Genomic DNA, 17,736 nt, shown 5'->3' with positions numbered 1-17,736 from the left:
TAATTTTTAAAAATGGGTACTGAGTTGTTTTTATAGCTATGTAAGTTAGTACTCTGTTGGTAAGTAGTTGTATTTATTTAAGTAAGCAGGTTAGTAATTATGATGAGCCATTTAGTTCATTAAAGCGGTCAGTACTTATTAGGTCTTATTTTAAAAATCACCAAGGGTCATAAATGAGCAATTTTATAATGTTTAGTATCGATATATTTGCAAGTATGTTTATAGTTTTACTCGGGTGCGTTGTGCTTACTGTAATTGTTTTTTATTTTCGCGATATTACACAAACTAAGCACGCTATAAGGCGAAATTACCCCGTGATAGGGCGTTTTCGGTATTTTTTTGAGCGCCAAGGGGAGTTCTTCAGGCAGTACTTTTTTGCGCAAGATAGAGAAGAAATGCCATTTAATCGAGCTGAACGAAGCTGGGTTTATCGTGCTGCAAAAGATGTTGACCGTACTGCGGCATTTGGCTCTACGCAAAGCTTAGAAGTAACGGGTACAGTTATGTTTATGAACTGTGCGTTTCCTACTTTAGATGAAGAAGCGCTCGACCCGAGTAATGTTACTTTGGGTCCATACTGTAAAACACCTTACACCACCAACTCGCTATTTAATGTATCAGGTATGAGCTTTGGTGCGTTATCAAAACCCGCTGTACGTGCTTTATCAAAAGGAGCTAAGTTAGCAGGTTGTTGGATGAACACCGGTGAAGGGGGATTAAGCCCTTATCACTTAGAAGGTGGGGCTGATATTGTTTTTCAAATTGGTACCGCTAAATATGGTGCACGAGACGAGCACGGTAATTTAAGTACTGAAAAACTTAAAGAAATAGCGGCTCACGAACAAGTAAAAATGTTTGAACTAAAAATGAGCCAAGGCGCTAAACCTGGCAAGGGTGGAATGCTTCCAGGGCGCAAAGTTAATGCCGAAATAGCTAAAATTAGGGGGATACCAGAAGGGCAAGATTCGATTAGCCCCAATGGTCACCCTGAAATTAAAAATCCAGCCGATATTCTTGATATGATTGCCACTGTACGTAACGCGACAGGTAAGCCTACAGGGTTTAAAGCTGTTATTGGTGCATACGGATGGTTAGAAACGTTGTTCGCTGAAATAAACCACCGTGGTATCGAGTCTGCACCTGACTTTATTACCATAGATAGTGCTGATGGTGGTACGGGCGCAGCACCGCAACCGCTTATGGATTCGGTGGGTTTACCACTGCGCGAAAGTTTACCGCTTGTAGTTAATATGCTTGAAAAACATGGGCTTCGAGATCGTATTAAAATAATCGCTTCTGGTAAATTAATTGTTCCTTCAAAGGTTGCTTGGGCATTGGCGCTCGGTGCTGATTTTGTTGTATCGGCTCGTGGTCATATGTTTGCACTGGGCTGTATTCAAGCAATGCAATGTAATAAAGATACTTGTCCAACCGGGATCACTACGCATAACGAGCGTTTGCAACGCGGCTTAGATGTAGCTGATAAAGCGCAGCGAGTAGCTAACTATAATAAATACATTCATTATGGCGCTGGGCTAATAGCTCATTCTTGTGGTGTGACTAGTGCACGCGAATTAAAACGTGAGCATGTACGTATAGTGCAAGAAAGTGGGCTTTCGGAACCGCTTGATAAAATTTACGAAAACTACAAGTAAGTTTTAACTAACTAGAAGGCGCTAATAGCGCCTTTTTAATGTTTGTTAGTTTAATTGGCTTATTAATAAACTAAAGAATGCTTCTTTGTTGTTGCATGTTTGTGCATTTAAAATAAGTTGCTCGCCTAGTGCTAATGTTTGTTTTTGCACTGTAAGGCGCGCATTCTCATCACTAATACTATCTATATCGCTTACGTGCGCAAGCCCTATAGTACGCCTAATTAGCTCAGCACCACAGTAACCAACAGCATCTTGCAATACGTTTTTCATAAAGTATTGCGCATAGCCTACTGGCGCTAGTGATTCATCTGTTGTTTTAGTGCGTATTAATTCAAGCCATTGCTGCTCAAATAAACTATAGGTGTCTACGATACAGCTAAGTAAATGTGTTTGGTAATTACGACGAGCCACAAAATCTTCAATATGCCCGTATTGTGCGCAGTAATTTAAAAGTAAATTACCAATAAAAGAGCCAATATCGAACCCAACAGGACCAAAAAAACCAAACTCAGGATCGATCATCTTTGTATTATTACAATCAACAAAAATACTGCCGCTATGCATATCACCATGAAGTAATGTTTGCGGGTTAGATAAAAAATTAGCTTTTAATTTTGCTATTTCTAACTTTAATGCGCTGTTTTTTTGTATTGCATCAACTTCGCTTTGTAGTTGATCTGGGTAGTTATTGCGTTCGTGCCCAATGTACGGGTCGCTAAAAAATAAGTCTTCAGTGATTTGGCAAAGCTCAGGATTAGTAAATTGGCTAACGAGCGCTTTTTTAGTTTGCGCGGTTAAGTAAAAATCTGAATTATAAAAGCCGGTGTGGCTTAAGTAGGTAGCTACATGCTGTGCCAATTTAGGAAATTGCTCTGCATTATTTTGTGCAGTACGCAATATTTGTAAATTACCTAAATCTTCTAAAATAGTAAGGGCTTGTATTTCACTATAATGTAAAACATTAGCAGTATAAGTAGGGCAAATAGCACCATGGTTAAGTAAAGCTTGTGCTTCTATACGGGCTCTATCAAGTGTTAATGGCCACGACTCACCCACGCAACGCGCGTAAGGCAGAGCTTGCTTTAAAATAACACTATTGTTTTGCTCATCAGTAATTCTAAACACTAAATTAAGATTGCCATCACCAAACTCATACGCAGATAAGGTTTGTCCGGAATCAAAAAAATTACATTGTTTAGATTCAATTAATGTCGATACGTAATCGATAGCGCGCTGTGCGTTAAAAGCAACATAGTTAGTCATGGTTTTAATCTCAAAAATCAGCTTTTAAGCATTCTATACCTTTAAATGTTTAGATGTCTACAAGTCTAACTTGAGAGTTATTCAAAGTGGTGTAAAATAACGTCACGCATTTTTAATACCTTAAGCATTATGCAAAATTTAATCGCAAGCAGTTTAAAATATGAAAACGGGTCGCTTAGTGTGCTCGACCAATATTTACTACCTCACCAGCAGGTATGGCATCAGTGCCATGATGTAGAAACCATGAAAGAGCTGATCATTAACTTAAAAGTACGTGGAGCTCCACTTATTGGTTTAAGCGCGAGCTTGTTAGTGGCGTATTTAGCTGAGCAAGGGGTAGTGAAAAGTGAGCTTGAAAAAGCAATCAATGAACTAGAAGCCACTCGTCCAACGGCGGTTAATTTAATGCATTGTATGGCGGCATTGCGAAAAGCTTTAACGCAAAGCGATTATGTTGCCGGTATTGTTAGTACTGCTGAGCGGTTGTTTATTGAAGATATTGAGTTGTGTGAACGAATGGCAAATCGTGGTGCCGAGCTTATAAATAGTGGCGACAACATATTAACTCATTGTAATACAGGGGCGCTTGCAACCGCTGGTATTGGTACTGCACTGGGTGTTATTTACAAAGCGCAGCAAAAACATGGCAACGTACATGTGTGGGTTGATGAAACACGACCATTATTACAAGGCGGCCGCTTAACGGCCTTTGAGCTTGAGCGCTGGAAAATACCTTACACATTAATTTGCGATAATATGGCGGCAAGTTTAATGGCTGCAGGTAAGGTAGATAAAATAGTGGTAGGGGCTGATCGTATTGCCGCCAATGGTGATTTTGCTAATAAAGTGGGTACCTATAATTTAGCCGTACTTGCGTATTTTCATAACATTCCATTTTATGTAGTTGCGCCTATTACTACGCTTGATACCAACACCGCGTGTGGTGATGATATAGAAATAGAGCAACGTAATCCTCAAGAAGTGCGCGGAGTTAGCGGTAGCTTTGGTGAGGCTTTGTGGGCACCCACTAATGCCAATGTATATAACCCTGCATTTGATATAACACCGGCAAAACTGGTTACAGGGTGGATGTTAGACACGGGGGTTTATAACCAAAGTCAGGTAGAAAATGGCGGTCTCATAAAGCTTAAGTAACTTCGCGGTATTTTTGGTCCACGCTATGTTTATTAGTGTGGACCAAGGTTTTGAATGACCAACTTACGATAATAGTGGAAATTGCTCTGCAATAGACGAGTCAGTGCTTTTTGCTACCCAGCCCTCTGTATTGTTAAATAAGCGAATGGCAGTAAACTCAGGATCGCTTCCCATATCAAACCAATGCGGGGTAAGTTCAGGCACTGAAATTAAATCGCCTTGTTGGCAAAGTACCTGATAAACCTTATTGCCTAAATGCAGGCAAAATAGCCCTTGGCCTTTTACAAAAAAACGTACTTCGTCTTCACTATGAGTATGTTCAAATAAAAATTTTTTGCGCAGCTCTGATGCGCCAGGGTTACCTTTAGCTAGAGATATAACATCTACTGTTTGATAGCCATTTTCAGTTTTTAACCGATCTATATCGCTTTTGTACGCACTAATAATTTGCTCATGGGTGGTGTGCTGATTAATATCTGCATTTGCTTGCCACTGTTCAAAACGTACGTTTACTTTAGCTAGCTGCTTTGTAATATCATCAGCATTTGATGTGCTCACAAGTGCCTTGTTTGCATTGTTGTCGGCATACACCGTTAATTGGCTCATACTAATTGCTCCAATTTAAATTGACTAAAGTCATTAATATAAGGGTGTGCTTTAGTGCTTGCTTGCCCATCACGAATTAAATGTAGTGTTTTTAAACCCACAGCCTGCGCGGCGTCAAGCTCACCGGTTACATCACTTAAAAAGAGTATTTCTTCTGCCTGAAACGGTAACAGTTCAACAATGGTGTTATAGGCAGTTCGTTCTTGCTTTGCGCCAACTTTGGTGTCAAAAAAGTCAGAAAAAAAGCTGCGAATGTCGCCATAATCACTGTATTTAAAAAGCAACAGCTGCGCTTTTACCGAACCAGATGAGTACACATACAAAGTAATATCGTTGTTGTGTTGAGCTTGTAAAAAATCAAATGCATCTGGGTATAAATGACCCTTAAAATCGCCGTGTTCATACCCTGTTTGCCAAATTAAGCCTTGTAACTGCTTAAGTGGAGTGATTTTTTTATCTTCATCAATCCAGGTAAGTAAGGCGCTAATGACTTCTTCTATATCGGCGTTTGGCTTTTCGATAAGGGCTTTTACGGCATTAATTTGCTCGGCTACATCCGGTTTATTAGCATTGGCACGTATGAAGGTAGGTAACTGTTTTGCCGCGTAAGGAAATAACACCTCTTTAACGAACGAAATACGGGTTATTGTGCCTTCGATGTCGGTTAAAATGGCTTTAATCATTTAGTTACTCCCGCTTGAATACCTATTATTTTTAGGCGTTCTAGTTCGCAGCTAAATAAAAACTCTAAGGCTTCTAAGTGGCGACGAACTTCATCAATATTACGTCCTACTGCATATAAACCATGACCACGTATCAGTACGCCGTGCTCTATAGGCGTATGTAAATGATGGTCACTGACCAGCAGGCTTAATCGGTCAATATCTTGATCGTTATCGAAAATAGGAATGCTCAGCGTTTCTAAGTGTGAAGTAAAGCCGCTCAGTGCTTTTTGCATTTCATAGCCTGTTAAATCAAGCTGATGCTCTTGGGTAATTTGCGACAGTACGGTAGCGGCTACAGAGTGAGTATGTAAAACACACTGTGCATCATGTATAAGCTGATACAAACTTAGGTGTAATTGTGTTTCTGCCGATGGTTTTACAGCTCCTGCTAGGCGCTCGCCTTGGTGATCTAATTGCAAAAAATGCGCTTGCGTCAGTGAGCCTTTATCGTGCCCACTTGCTGTAACAACAAAGCCAGTGCTAGTACGAGCTGAAAAGTTTCCGCCTGTTGCGGGTACCCAGCCTTTTTGGCTAACCCATTTTCCGGCTTCAATAAGTTGTGAAATAGCGGTATTGTTTTGCATACATTCCTCACTAATGAGCGTAAAGTTAATTGTTTTTAGACGGCTATACTTCTGTTTTAAGCAATGATAGCATCGCTTTAAGCGCAAAACCATCATTAAGGGCATCTCGTGTTTGAAAGTAAATTACCAAATTTAGGCGTTAGTATATTTAGCCAAATGAGCGGATTGGCTAATGAGTTTTCGGCAATTAATCTCTCTCAAGGCTTTCCTGAGTTTGATGCTCCTGATCTTTTAAAAACGCAGTTAAATTATTATGTGCAGCAGGGCGTTAATCAATATTCACCTTCAAGTGGCGTACCAAGATTACAGCAACAAATTGCTGATTTAGCAAAGCGCAAATATGCAGTTGATATAAACGCAGCTGATCAAGTTACTGTTACCTCGGGTGCAACAGAGGCATTGTTTGTAGCTATTCAAACAATTGTGCGCCCCAGTGATGAAGTGATTGTATTTGACCCTGCATATGACTCTTACCAACCGGCAATTGAACTCGCTGGTGGAAAGTCGGTACACATTGCTTTAAGTGCGCCAAATTACACTATTGATTGGCAAGTAGTAAGCCAAGCAATTACTAAAAATACCCGTGCAATTATTATAAATACACCTCATAACCCTAGCGGTAAAATATTACAGCCACATGATATAAAAAAGCTTAAAGAGTTGGTTAGCACTCACAATTTATATGTAATAAGCGATGAGGTATATGAACACATTACGTTTGATGAACAACCGCATTTAAGTGTATTACGCGATGATGAATTATTTACCAAAAGCTTTGTTATATCGAGTTTTGGTAAAACATTTCATAGCACGGGCTGGAAAATGGGTTACTGTATTGCACCTGCCGATTTAGCTGTCGAATTTAGAAAAATTCATCAGTACGTTACGTTTTCAAGTTTTACCCCCGCACAGCATGCGCTTGCCGATATGCTCGAGCAGCAAGGTGAGCATATAGATGAGCTAAGCGGGTTTTATCAGCAAAAACGCGACTTATTAGCGAGCCATTTAAGTAACAGCCGTTTTAAAATTTTACCTAGCCAAGGTACTTACTTTTTATTGTTAGATTACAGTGATGTATCGGATTTAAACGATATTGATTTTTGCCATTGGTTAGTTGAGCAAGCAGGTGTTGCGGCTATTCCGTTAAGTGTGTTTTATCAAAAGGCACCAACCGACAAAGTAATTCGTTTATGCTTTGCTAAAAACGACAACACTCTCATAGAGGCTTCGCAAATATTATGTCAACTTTAACCATTACAGCATTGCAAAGCTCGCTTTATTGGCTTGATAAAGATGCTAATTTAGCCATGTTTAATAAGCAGCTTGAAGCAATTATGCATCAGCCCGATCTTATTTTACTGCCCGAAACATTCTCGACTGGCTTTGCTATCAATTTAGATTGTGCAGAGCCCGAAAACGGTAAAGTACTGACGTGGTTAAAGGCGCAGGCTCATAAACATAATGCGGTTATTGCAGGTTCGGCACTTGTTGCACAAGGCGATAAAAAAGCGAATCGGTTTTATTGGGTAAAACCCGATGGTGAGGTGAGTTATTACGATAAACGCCATTTATTTCGCTTAGGCAGCGAGGGCGATTACGTTGTAGCAGGGCAAGCGCGTAAAGTTTTTGAAATCAACGGTTTTAAACTATTACCACAAGTATGTTACGACCTGCGCTTTCCGGTATTTCAACGTAATAATAACGACTACGATGTAATGATAAACGTAGCAAATTGGCCGGCTGTGCGCCGCCATATTTGGGATACGTTACTTATGGCGCGTGCAATGGAAAACCTGTGCTACGTAGTAGGCGTTAATCGAGTGGGTGACGACGGTAATGGTGTGGCGCACAATGGCGGTACTGCAGTATACGACTTCAAAGGCGATGCATTAACTAAAGCGCAAGATAACGCTGAGCAACTAGTTACTATAACACTTGAAAAAGCGCCACTGGATGAGTTTAAAGCAGCGTTTCCTGCCTATTTAGATGCAGACCCTTTTACATTAGTTTAGAGCGATTTAATGATAAGCGCAGAATGCTCTAAGGGGATATAAATTTATGTTCTACAATTTTTGTGAGACCTTGTTTTTCTTAGCTTATAGAAGTTGCCCGCGCACAAACTTTAAATATTGCTCTAAGCTTTGTTGCCACAGATCTAGCGCTTCATCAAGCATGTCGTTGTGTGGTTTTTTATCGAGTAAGCGGCGCTCTATTTTTTTTAGCGCTATACCATAACGATTAAAACCTAACTGTAAGGCTGTGCTTGCCTGGCGATGTAAAAGCTTAATACATTGCTCTGGATGCTGAGTAGTAAGCTCTTGGCAACGAATGAGTTTATTTCGTGCTGAAAGTACAAATTCGTTATAAATAGACGATACTTCATCTTCACTAAACGAAGTGGTTAGTGTCTCTGCTGCGGTTTCGTCGTACAAAGTGTCAATAAGTTCTACAGTAATATTAGCCGTTTGATTTGATTGAGAGTCGCTAAGTGCTTGGCGAAGCTTTTGGTGTTTAATAGGCTTGCCAACAATATCTTTTATTCCTAATTCTAAATATTCTTTTACTTCGTCGGGGCTAAGGCTTGCAGTAAAAGCGAGCACGGGAGTTCGTTGATTCTTATGATCTATGTGCTTTAGGCGTTTAAGTACTTCTTGGCCTGTTAAGTCAGGTAAGTTCATATCAAGTAACACTACATCAAAGTGATGTTTTTGCATAAGCTCAATAGCGCTTTTCCCATCTTTTGCGAGCTTAATTTTGTGCTCATCGTCGGCCATAAATTCGATAGCAATTTTTTGGTTCAAATCTAAATCTTCAACCAATAATACATCAAGGCCTGTTAGGTAATCTTTAGTCTGGTGTCGCTGTTCTACTAAACTTAGTTCGCCCAAAGTAAAAGTAACGATAAAGCTAAATACACTCCCTGTACCGAGTTGGCTTGCAATTTCGAGCCGGCTACTAAGCTTTTCAAGCAAACGGCTGGTAATGGCTAAACCTAGGCCGGTTCCACCTTTTTCTTTACCTGCGCTACTTTGTACATAAGGTTCTGTTAAGTAAGCTATCTCGTCGTTTTCTATGCCTGGGCCAGAGTCCTTCACACTTATTTTTATGGTGTGTTCAAGTTGTTTCTCTAAAATTAAATCAACTTGAATTTTCACAACACCGTGGTCGGTAAATTTAATGGCATTACCCACTAAGTTAATAATAATTTGCCTAAGTTTTTGTTGGTCGCAGTAATAACAAGCTTGCTCTGGAATATTGCACACAAGCTCAAATTTAAGATGTTTTTGCTCGGCAAGTGGGCTCAGTAATAGACATAAATTATTGAGCCATGTTTTAAATTCTATATCTTCTTCATAAAGTGCTTCATCACTTTGATCTAGGCTTGCGTAATCAAGTACTTTATCTACGAGTAAATTGAGTGATTCGGCGGAGTTTATAATTGCCTCGCAATAAGCTTTATTACGGGTATCACTTGTTTGGTTCATGACAAGCTGAGCGCTGCCTAAAATACCATTCAGTGGGGTGCGTATTTCGTGGCTAATAGTTGAGAGAAATAGTCCGCGTATTTCTAAGTCTTTTTGCGCTTTATCGGCTAGTTTATTGAGATGCTGCTCTCTGCGTTCATTACACAATAAGGCCATGCCTGCAGCATAGAACATGGGTGCAATGACGCCATTTAAAAATAATAGTGAGCTAAACCAGCCATTAATTAATAGATTACTTTGTTCAATATCGTCCATAAATAACGAGCGGCCAATAAAACTAAAAGCAACGAGAGTCAATATAATAATGTATACAATACTGCCATTAGGATAGGGCGCACGGGCATGTTTGATAAATATAAATAATAAAAATATAGCTTCAGCTATATGTTGTATATCAGATGCAATAACTCGTTCGTGTAAAGAGGGATCATAAAAGGTGTAATAACCGAGCATTACAGCGCTAAAAGCAGTAAATGAGCAGATTAATTTGAAGCCAATACCGTGATAATTTAAAAATTGGCTGAGTGATAGGCAATGCACAATAGAAGCTGCAAACATCATGCTACTGGCAATGCTAATAATAACTAAATTATGTGTATTACCAACAAGGGTAAAACCAATAACAGAACCCAGTAATAAAATAGGGTAAAAAATATAAAGCAGCGTACCTGGAGTTTGCTTGTTTGTTCGCCATGTTAAAAAATTAAGCAAGGTCATTACAACCACTATGGCTATGCTGGCAAAGTAAAGAGTGAAAGAGTCGAGCATTTAGTTTCCAGCGAAGTGATGTTTTAACAAGTGGGTAGTAAATATAAAAACAGACACCTAAGTGTCTGTTTTTATATTTAAACGAAATGCGTATTTAACGAATTTCGTCTGGTATATTTTGCTGCGCCCAAGACAATAGCTCAATGCGATTACGACATTTAGTTTTTCTAAATGCACTGTATAGATGAGTTTTTACAGTGTGCGGACTAATACTTAATTCTTCAGCAATTTCTTTATTTTTAGAACCATTACTCATTAACGAGATAATTGCTTTTTCTCGTTTAGTTAATTTAACTGGTTCTATATCACCTTCGGTTAGCTTATGAAGTGCATCTTTATTAAACTGTAGCATACGGTTTAATGCGTTACACATTATGTCACGGCGATACCAAAGCTGATCTTCCATTAATAAACGAATACCTTTCATTAATACATCGGCGTTATCAGTCGTATAAAACACACCACGAATACCGCTTAATAATGCACGGTTAGCTAGTTCTGGATTTTCGTCTAGGTTAAATAATATGATATCGCATTTAACGCGTAGGTTTACTAATTGTTCTTTTAGCTTTCCCCATGCATCTTTACTTGATGTTTCAATAAACAGTAATCGAGTCCCTTCAGGTATATCTAAAATGTTTGTACCTGTGGTTACGTCAAGGCCTTGCGTTTTTAACAAAGGTTCTAAAACGTTAATGCCAATAGTATTAATTGGCTCTTGATCTAATAACAAAAAGGCAGAACTGCTCATATTTTTATACTCTTTTATAAAGCTGACTGATTAAGTTTATCACGACTTCCACACCTTTTGTATTAGAAAGTCGCTATTTTACTTGAAAACAAGTACGATTTTACGATTATTTAAACATAAAATGTTGCAAATAAGTAATTGTTTTTCGTTTGTTAAACATGAGAAATATTAACATTTGGCACTTAACGTATATTAAAAGAGTACAATAAAAGTCATCATTTAAATAAAACTCTTTTTAACATCTTGATACGGAGGCCAGCCCATCTCTTTCCCTGCAAGCATATGCAAGTGTATATGGTATACAGTTTGCCCACCATGCTCGTTACAGTTCATTACTACTCGATAGCCGTTGTCTGCAAAATTATGTTGTTTAGCTAACTTTGCTGCTACGGTATATAAATTGCCAATTAAGTATGAATTTTCATCATTTATATCATTGATAGTGGCAATTGCTTTTTTTGGGATAATCAATACATGGAATGGGGCTTGAGGATTTATATCTTTAAATGCAAGGGTATCATCATCTTCATAAATAATGTCTGCTGGAATTTCACGATTAATTATTTTTGTAAAAATTGTATTTTGACTCATGGTATGTCCCTAATTAAATATTATGAAATTTAGGCTCACTAATGACAAAATTTCATAGCAGTGTCAAACTGAAAATAACTAAAGGAGTAAATATGCGTAAATCAGTATTAATGGGCAGTGCGGCAGTGCTGTTATTTAGTGTATCGAGTATGGCAGAAAATATTCACTTCCCTGAAGAGTTTGTGCCATTACAAGTGGGAGAGCGTGTTATAGAAAGCTCTTTATTTAGTCGGGTTGATGATTTAGAGCTTGCGCCGGGTACTTATCAGCTAAAATTAAAATATACCGACTTATATGAACAAGGCTTTGACGATCATGAAGTGATTGAGTCAGAACCGTTTTGGGTAGATGTTACCGTTGAAGCTGGGAAAAATTACACTTTGGTGTTTAATCGGGCAGATAACGCCGTGTCGGCGAAACTATTTGCAGAAGTACCTGAGGTGAGTTTACAAGCCAAAGGCAGCTCACTGCCTGAACCCTTAACTGTTGTTTCCAATAATCAAATGGAAAAAGTAAAGCCGATGAAACCAATGGTAAGTTCGGCTGTTGTTTCTCAAAAATCAAATAAGCCACTAGGGCCTGTTAATAGTCAGGGGATGCCAAGCGCAGCGAATATGCTTGATTTTTGGTGGCAACAAGCCACAACGTCAGAGCGTAAAGCTTTTTTAGAAAAAGTGACAAAATAACAGAAAAACAAAAGGGCCAAATTTGGCCCTTTTTAGTGTCTAGTTAACGCTATTTATTCAAATAATGCGTCAATAGTACCTTGTGCAAGAGGGTGATACCCAGGGCGTGCTTTTAAGTACACGCTTTGTGCCCACTCTTTTTTACCGTTAGTGATAAGTGATTTATATAACGGCACAATTAACTTACGACGGCCAATACCTGATAAGTGCTTATTAAGCGCAGGATAAATTGGTTGATAACCATTACCTACTGCTAGCATAAACCAAGCAAACGCACGTTCAGCGTTAGTTGATTGCGTTAGGTTAAATTCACTATCAAGCTCGCTCATTTTCTCTATGCTTAAATCGCGTGGTAAGTTATTTAAAAAGTGTAGCCACTCATGCACAGACCAATCAGCCGTTGGCAGTTGAGTTGCAGTTGTGTCGCCTTTTAGCCATGCTGCTGTTGCTGTATCTACTTTATCAAATGCATCAGAAGTAGGGTTTGGCGCATCACTTGGTAATCCAGGTTCAAAAATCCATTCGTTTACTTTATCCATGCTTACAACACCAGGATACTTTTCAATTAAGTTAGCTTTTAAGTAAGTAACAAATTGCGCGGTAGTAAGTGATTTAAACGAAAACTCTTTAAAGTACGCTTTTACAAACGGGTCAAACTTATCGCGACCATATTTGTTTTCTAGGTAAATTAAAAATAATTGACCTTTAGTGTAAGGCACTGAGCTGAATGCATCGTCTGGGTCGCGGCCGTTAAGTTTTAAATTAAGGCGTGTATCTGGTGCATCAATTGTTTTAAGTTGTGCGCGTAAAGACGCTGAATCAAGTGCTTGTTCCATAACCGCACGGTCACGGCCAAATACTTCTTCCATAATGCGGTTTTCAACGTACGAGGTAAAACCTTCGTTTAACCATAAATCTTCCCACGTTGCATTAGTTACTAAGTTACCTGACCAAGAATGAGCAAGCTCGTGAGCAATAAGGTTAACTAAGCTTTTATCACCAGCAACAACAGTTGGAGTAATAAATGATAAGCGTGGGTTTTCCATGCCACCAAACGGAAAACTTGGTGGTAGCATTAATAAGTCGTAGCGACCCCATGCATATTCGCCGTACATCGCGTTTGTTTTATCGATCATGGCTTGGGTGTCGTCAAATTCAGCAACTGAGGCATCTAAAATTGTCGGCTCAGCAAATATGCCTGTTTGATGCGACATTGCTTTAAATTCTAAGTTACCTGCGCCAATAGCAATTAGGTAAGGTGAAATTGCTTGTGGCATATCAAAAATGTAGTCGCCATCTTTATAAAGCGCATCTTTGTTATCGGCACTCATTACAGCACGTATATCTTTTGGTGTATGAATTCGTGCAGAGTAAGTTACACGCATTGCGGGTGTATCTTGCACTGGGATCCAACTACGTGCATGAATTGCTTGCGATTGGCTGTACATAAATGGATGCGTTTTACTTGCCGTTTGCTCTGGTGTTAACCATTGCAGGCCTGAAGCTTCTGGGCGACTGTTGTAGTAAATACGAACTACTTCAGCTTGGTTTTTAAACACAATAGTAAGCTTTGAGCCTTTAACGTCATCTCGCTTAGCTAAATCAAAAGTCGCTTTTTTCCAGTTACCGCTTTGATCTTTGTACATTACTTTATCAATGTCTAAGTCGCGGGTATCAAGTACCAGAGTTCTACTTTTGCTGTTGTTCCACTGAAGAGTATGCTCTACAAAACCTTCTAACTGCTTGTCGGCAAAGTCGACATCTAAATCAAGGTTTAAGTGAGTAGTAACAACATCATCAAGGTTAGCATACGAGTTTTGGTCAATCGCATTAGCCATTGCTTGCGAACACATACCCGCCATAGCGAGGCTTAAAAAAAGAGGTTTAATTTTCATCATTACTCTGAACACAAATAAAAAGTGCAGGTTTTATATCACGATTGACACGGCGGGTTGAGTGATTTTTACAATCTAGTGCCACATTTGCGATGATGAGGTAAACTATTGCGATTAGTTACCGGTATTTTTAGAGAGCTTTGTGGCGCATTCATTACACTCCTTACATACATTCGCATTAAACAGCCAATGCCAAAATTTTGTTGAAATTACTCAGCTTGAGCAACTTAAAACGCAAAGTTTTAGCGCGCCGTTTTGTTTGCTAGGCGAGGGCAGTAATACCGTATTTTTAAATGACTACATGGGTACGGTTATAAAGATAGCCTTAAAAGGTATTAAAATTACCGAGCGTGAGAGCGACACACTAATAAGTATTGCCGCAGGCGAAAACTGGCATCAACTAGTCAGTTATTTATTAGAGGAAAATATACCGGGGCTTGAAAATCTAGCACTTATACCAGGGACTGTTGGCGCATCGCCGGTACAAAATATTGGTGCTTATGGCATTGAGATAGCTAAATTTATTGAGTTGGTAGAATACTTTGATATAACCACTAACACTATGCATTTATTAAATAACGAACAATGTGAATTTGCTTACAGAGACTCAATATTTAAACATGCCCTTAAAAATAAAGCGGTGATCACGCAGGTACATTTAGCGCTCCCAAAAAAATGGCAACCAGTATTGAGTTATGGCCCTTTGCAGCAACTTAAGGTTGTTACGCCGCAGGCTGTGTTCGATCAAATAATACAAACTCGCAATAGCAAATTACCTAACCCATATACACTTGCCAATGCGGGTAGCTTTTTTAAAAACCCTATAATAACCAACCAGCAGTTAGCTGAGCTATTAAAGCAATTTGCTGATTTACCTCATTACGAATATGGGCAAAGTCATCATAAGGTCGCGGCAGGTTGGTTAATCGATCAAAGTGGTTTAAAAGGGCACCGCGAGGCAGGTATTGAAGTGCATCAACAACAAGCACTAGTACTTGTTAATCACGGAAATAGTGAAGGCAGCGACCTAATAAAAATAATTAAACACATTCAGCGAATGGTTTATACGCGTTACAACATTATGTTAGAGCACGAAGTACGTTTAATGGATGCACGCAGCGAATGCCATATTAACGCGGAGCCTAAGTAATGAAAGCACCTGATGGAAACAAACTCGCTATTTTAAATGCTTTAAAGCAAGGTGTTTTTGTATCTGGCCAAGCGCTGGGTGAACAGCTTGGCATTAGCCGAGCTGCGGTAAGTAAACATATTAAAACGTTACAAGAAATGGGCTTGGATATTTTTAAAGTGACTGGCAAAGGCTATTGTTTGAATAGTCAGGTGGGCCTTTTAAATAAAACGCAAATTGATCAGCACTACAAAGCGCTAGGTGCAAATACTGCCGATGTAGAAGTACACCCTATTATTGATTCGACTAACAGCGAGCTTATGCGCCGTATACAGGCCAAAACAACGCTTGAGTCTGGCACTGTTATTGTTGCTGAAATGCAGCAAGCAGGACGTGGTAGACGCGGCCGTGTTTGGCAATCCCCATTCGGCGCTAATTTGTATTACAGTTACTTTTGGCGTTTAGATGACGGCTTACAAGCTGCAATGGGCGTATCAATTGCAGTAGGTCTTGCTGTTTATGATGCTATTAAAGCGTTATACCAAGTTGACGTAGAACTTAAGTGGCCTAACGATATTTATATAAATAAGCAAAAACTTGCAGGTGTATTAGTTGAATTAGATGGACAACCGCAAGGACCTTGTCAGTTAGTGATTGGTATCGGTATTAATTTACAAATGCCTGAGAGCTTTAGTCAGCATATAGACCAAGCGTGGACCGACCTAAGTCAACATACTCAACAACTTGATAAAAATTCACTGGTGGCTTCTCTTACTCATCATTTGGAGCAGCGTTTAGCGCAGTATCGTCAAACGGGTTTGCAAGGAATGTATGAGCAATGGAATTCGCTCAATGCGTTTGCTGGTGAATATGTTGAACTAAACACAGGGCACAGAAGCTGGCGTGGAATATGTGAAGGTATTGACGCACAAGGTGGAATACGAATTCGCCAAGACGGGGAAGTAAAAGGTTATTACGGCGGGGAAGTCTCCCTTAGAAAGGCGCAATTATGAGATTATTGATCGACGTAGGAAATACATCATTAAAAGCTGTGTTGTGGCATAACGAGCAAGCACAACCGGCAGATATAAATAACCTGCCTTGGTTACAAATAACCGAAGTGATTTATGCATGTGTAGGGCGCAGTGATTTACTAAACGATATTCTCGCGCAAGCGGCTAGCAATAATATTATTTGTTTTGAAGCCAAGGTAACAAAAACGCTTGGAGATCTTGTATGCGCTTACGAGCATGTAGCTAACTTAGGCATAGACAGGTGGCTTGCGCTTATTGCTGGATTTACGTTATATCCAAACACAGCATGCATTGTTGTTGATGCGGGTACTGCGACAACAATTGATGTGCTTAGTAGTGAAGGGTTGCATTTAGGTGGCTGGATTTTACCCGGGCTTGATTTAATGACCTCATCACTTACACAAAATACTCAACGTGTTTTTGATGACGGTAAAACTCCATTCACCAATGAACTGGGTAAAAATACGCCTAATGGTTTAAAAAACGGTGCTTTAGTCGCAACCATTGGAGCAATTGAGCAAGCTAAGTTGCACTTAACGGATAAAAAAACAGAGCAAAAAGTACAAATAATTTTTGCTGGTGGCTATGGCTTGCTTTTACAACAGCAATTTGCAGGAAGTATTTTTGATTCATTGCTAGTAATGAGGGGGTTACATTATTGGCGCGAACTAAGTAAAACAACATAAAAAAGTGCAAAAAACGTGTTTTCGCGTGAATATTGAGCATTTAAACTAAAAATTTACACTTTTTTTAATTTTATAGTTGCATCCCAATAAACCTTACTCTAATATCTCGCCCCGTACTAAAGCAGTGCCGACTTAGCTCAGCTGGTAGAGCAACTGACTTGTAATCAGTAGGTCAACCGTTCGACTCGGTTAGTCGGCACCACTTTCCTTTTACCGGAAGTGAATTAGTAGAGAATTATCGTGGAGGGGTTCCCGAGCGGCCAAAGGGATCAGACTGTAAATCTGACGGCTCAGCCTTCGCTGGTTCGAATCCAGCTCCCTCCACCACTTTATTCTTGACGGTTAGAGGTAGTTTAAGAACAGATTTTTATGCGGGCATCGTATAATGGCTATTACCTCAGCCTTCCAAGCTGATGATGCGGGTTCGATTCCCGCTGCCCGCTCCAGTTCTTGTGTTGCTGATATAGCTCAGTTGGTAGAGCGCACCCTTGGTAAGGGTGAGGTCGGCAGTTCGACTCTGCCTATCAGCACCAGTCCTAAGAATCTCCTTGATTACTTCCTTTATCTGTCAGAAAATACTATTTGAAAAAATTAACTTAATCTACCTCTGGTGGATTATTTTCATATGTAATTTAGATACACAAAACTGATAGGTTCCGTCATGGCAAAAGAAAAGTTTGAACGCGTAAAACCGCACGTAAACGTTGGTACAATCGGCCACGT

16 protein-coding genes and 4 tRNA genes are annotated in these 17,736 nt (G+C 39.5%); 12 read left to right on the top strand and 8 right to left on the bottom strand.

The features are described from left to right. The first annotated feature begins 173 nt into the window (after window positions 1–173). A complete protein-coding gene (locus DC53_RS04800; RefSeq protein ID WP_033023783.1) occupies window positions 174–1,655 on the top strand; it encodes an FMN-binding glutamate synthase family protein in 1,482 nt (493 codons plus the stop codon). Window positions 1,656–1,700: 45 nt separating this feature from the next. On the opposite strand, the gene mtnK is transcribed toward DC53_RS04800, so the two are convergent. Then, a complete protein-coding gene (mtnK, locus tag DC53_RS04805) occupies window positions 1,701–2,918 on the bottom strand; it encodes an S-methyl-5-thioribose kinase (protein WP_033031175.1) in 1,218 nt (405 codons plus the stop codon). A gap of 129 nt (window positions 2,919–3,047) precedes the next feature. On the opposite strand from mtnK, the gene mtnA reads away from it, so the two are divergent. Then, a complete protein-coding gene (mtnA, locus tag DC53_RS04810; RefSeq protein ID WP_033031173.1) occupies window positions 3,048–4,073 on the top strand; it encodes an S-methyl-5-thioribose-1-phosphate isomerase in 1,026 nt (341 codons plus the stop codon). A gap of 63 nt (window positions 4,074–4,136) precedes the next feature. Here mtnA and DC53_RS04815 read toward each other — a convergent pair whose 3' ends face one another. The 3 genes from DC53_RS04815 to DC53_RS04825 are packed head-to-tail and all read right to left on the bottom strand — an operon-like array spanning window position 4,137 to window position 5,988. After that, complete coding sequence (locus DC53_RS04815) at window positions 4,137–4,679, bottom strand: 1,2-dihydroxy-3-keto-5-methylthiopentene dioxygenase (protein ID WP_008136549.1); 543 nt, start codon at window positions 4,677–4,679, stop codon at window positions 4,137–4,139. Beyond that, window positions 4,676–5,362: an acireductone synthase gene (gene mtnC / locus DC53_RS04820; RefSeq protein ID WP_033031171.1), complete on the bottom strand. Its 687-nt coding sequence runs from the start codon at window positions 5,360–5,362 to the stop codon at window positions 4,676–4,678. Before mtnC ends, DC53_RS04815 begins: the two co-directional genes overlap by 4 nt. Further along, entirely contained in the window at window positions 5,359–5,988 is a 630-nt protein-coding gene (locus DC53_RS04825; RefSeq protein WP_033031169.1) for a methylthioribulose 1-phosphate dehydratase, read from the bottom strand. The genes mtnC and DC53_RS04825 overlap by 4 nt, the downstream gene beginning before the upstream one ends. Window positions 5,989–6,096: 108 nt before the next feature. On the opposite strand from DC53_RS04825, the gene DC53_RS04830 reads away from it, so the two are divergent. Both DC53_RS04830 and DC53_RS04835 read left to right on the top strand, forming a co-directional pair. After that, window positions 6,097–7,239 carry a methionine aminotransferase gene (locus DC53_RS04830; RefSeq protein ID WP_033031167.1) on the top strand — a complete coding sequence of 381 codons (1,143 nt, stop codon included), beginning with the start codon at window positions 6,097–6,099 and terminating at the stop codon, window positions 7,237–7,239. After that, a complete protein-coding gene (locus DC53_RS04835) occupies window positions 7,227–8,000 on the top strand; it encodes an amidohydrolase (RefSeq protein WP_033031165.1) in 774 nt (257 codons plus the stop codon). Before DC53_RS04830 ends, DC53_RS04835 begins: the two co-directional genes overlap by 13 nt. 84 nt (window positions 8,001–8,084) lie before the next feature. Here the strand turns inward: DC53_RS04835 and DC53_RS04840 are convergent, their stop codons facing one another. The 3 genes from DC53_RS04840 to DC53_RS04850 form a co-directional block, all read right to left on the bottom strand. After that, entirely contained in the window at window positions 8,085–10,241 is a 2,157-nt protein-coding gene (locus tag DC53_RS04840) for a response regulator (RefSeq protein ID WP_033031163.1), read from the bottom strand. Window positions 10,242–10,335: 94 nt separating this feature from the next. Further along, window positions 10,336–10,992, bottom strand: a complete 657-nt coding sequence (locus DC53_RS04845) for a helix-turn-helix transcriptional regulator (RefSeq protein WP_007378044.1) — start codon at window positions 10,990–10,992, stop codon at window positions 10,336–10,338. Window positions 10,993–11,211: 219 nt separating this feature from the next. Beyond that, on the bottom strand, window positions 11,212–11,583 hold the full coding sequence (locus DC53_RS04850) for a histidine triad nucleotide-binding protein (protein WP_007378045.1): 372 nt from the start codon (window positions 11,581–11,583) through the stop codon (window positions 11,212–11,214). A gap of 92 nt (window positions 11,584–11,675) precedes the next feature. Here DC53_RS04850 and DC53_RS04855 point away from each other — a divergent pair, with 92 nt between their 5' ends. Then, complete coding sequence (locus DC53_RS04855) at window positions 11,676–12,269, top strand: DUF2057 domain-containing protein (RefSeq protein WP_033031161.1); 594 nt, start codon at window positions 11,676–11,678, stop codon at window positions 12,267–12,269. A gap of 53 nt (window positions 12,270–12,322) precedes the next feature. On the opposite strand, the gene DC53_RS04860 is transcribed toward DC53_RS04855, so the two are convergent. After that, window positions 12,323–14,164, bottom strand: a complete 1,842-nt coding sequence (locus DC53_RS04860; protein WP_033031159.1) for a M1 family metallopeptidase — start codon at window positions 14,162–14,164, stop codon at window positions 12,323–12,325. 142 nt (window positions 14,165–14,306) lie between these two features. Here DC53_RS04860 and murB point away from each other — a divergent pair, with 142 nt between their 5' ends. The 7 genes from murB to DC53_RS04895 all read left to right on the top strand — a co-directional run bounded on the left by murB (window position 14,307) and on the right by DC53_RS04895 (window position 17,546). After that, window positions 14,307–15,314, top strand: a complete 1,008-nt coding sequence (gene murB, locus DC53_RS04865) for a UDP-N-acetylmuramate dehydrogenase (RefSeq protein WP_033031157.1) — start codon at window positions 14,307–14,309, stop codon at window positions 15,312–15,314. Beyond that, entirely contained in the window at window positions 15,314–16,306 is a 993-nt protein-coding gene (gene birA / locus DC53_RS04870) for a bifunctional biotin--[acetyl-CoA-carboxylase] ligase/biotin operon repressor BirA (RefSeq protein WP_033031155.1), read from the top strand. Before murB ends, birA begins: the two co-directional genes overlap by 1 nt. Beyond that, complete coding sequence (locus tag DC53_RS04875) at window positions 16,303–17,013, top strand: type III pantothenate kinase (protein WP_033031153.1); 711 nt, start codon at window positions 16,303–16,305, stop codon at window positions 17,011–17,013. The genes birA and DC53_RS04875 overlap by 4 nt, the downstream gene beginning before the upstream one ends. Window positions 17,014–17,139: 126 nt before the next feature. Then, a tRNA-Thr gene (locus DC53_RS04880) sits at window positions 17,140–17,215 on the top strand. Window positions 17,216–17,255: 40 nt separating this feature from the next. Continuing rightward, window positions 17,256–17,340, top strand: a tRNA-Tyr gene (locus tag DC53_RS04885). 44 nt (window positions 17,341–17,384) lie between these two features. Continuing rightward, window positions 17,385–17,459 (top strand) — tRNA-Gly (locus DC53_RS04890). An 11-nt stretch (window positions 17,460–17,470) separates the two neighbouring features. Further along, window positions 17,471–17,546: transfer RNA gene (locus tag DC53_RS04895), tRNA-Thr, on the top strand. Window positions 17,547–17,736: the final 190 nt, after the last annotated feature.

The organism is Pseudoalteromonas fuliginea (genome assembly GCF_000690055.1).
In the GTDB taxonomy this organism is placed as follows: Bacteria; Pseudomonadota; Gammaproteobacteria; order Enterobacterales; family Alteromonadaceae; genus Pseudoalteromonas; species Pseudoalteromonas fuliginea.
Note: the sequence above shows the minus strand (reverse complement) of the source record. Positions and strands in the feature narration are given on the sequence as shown.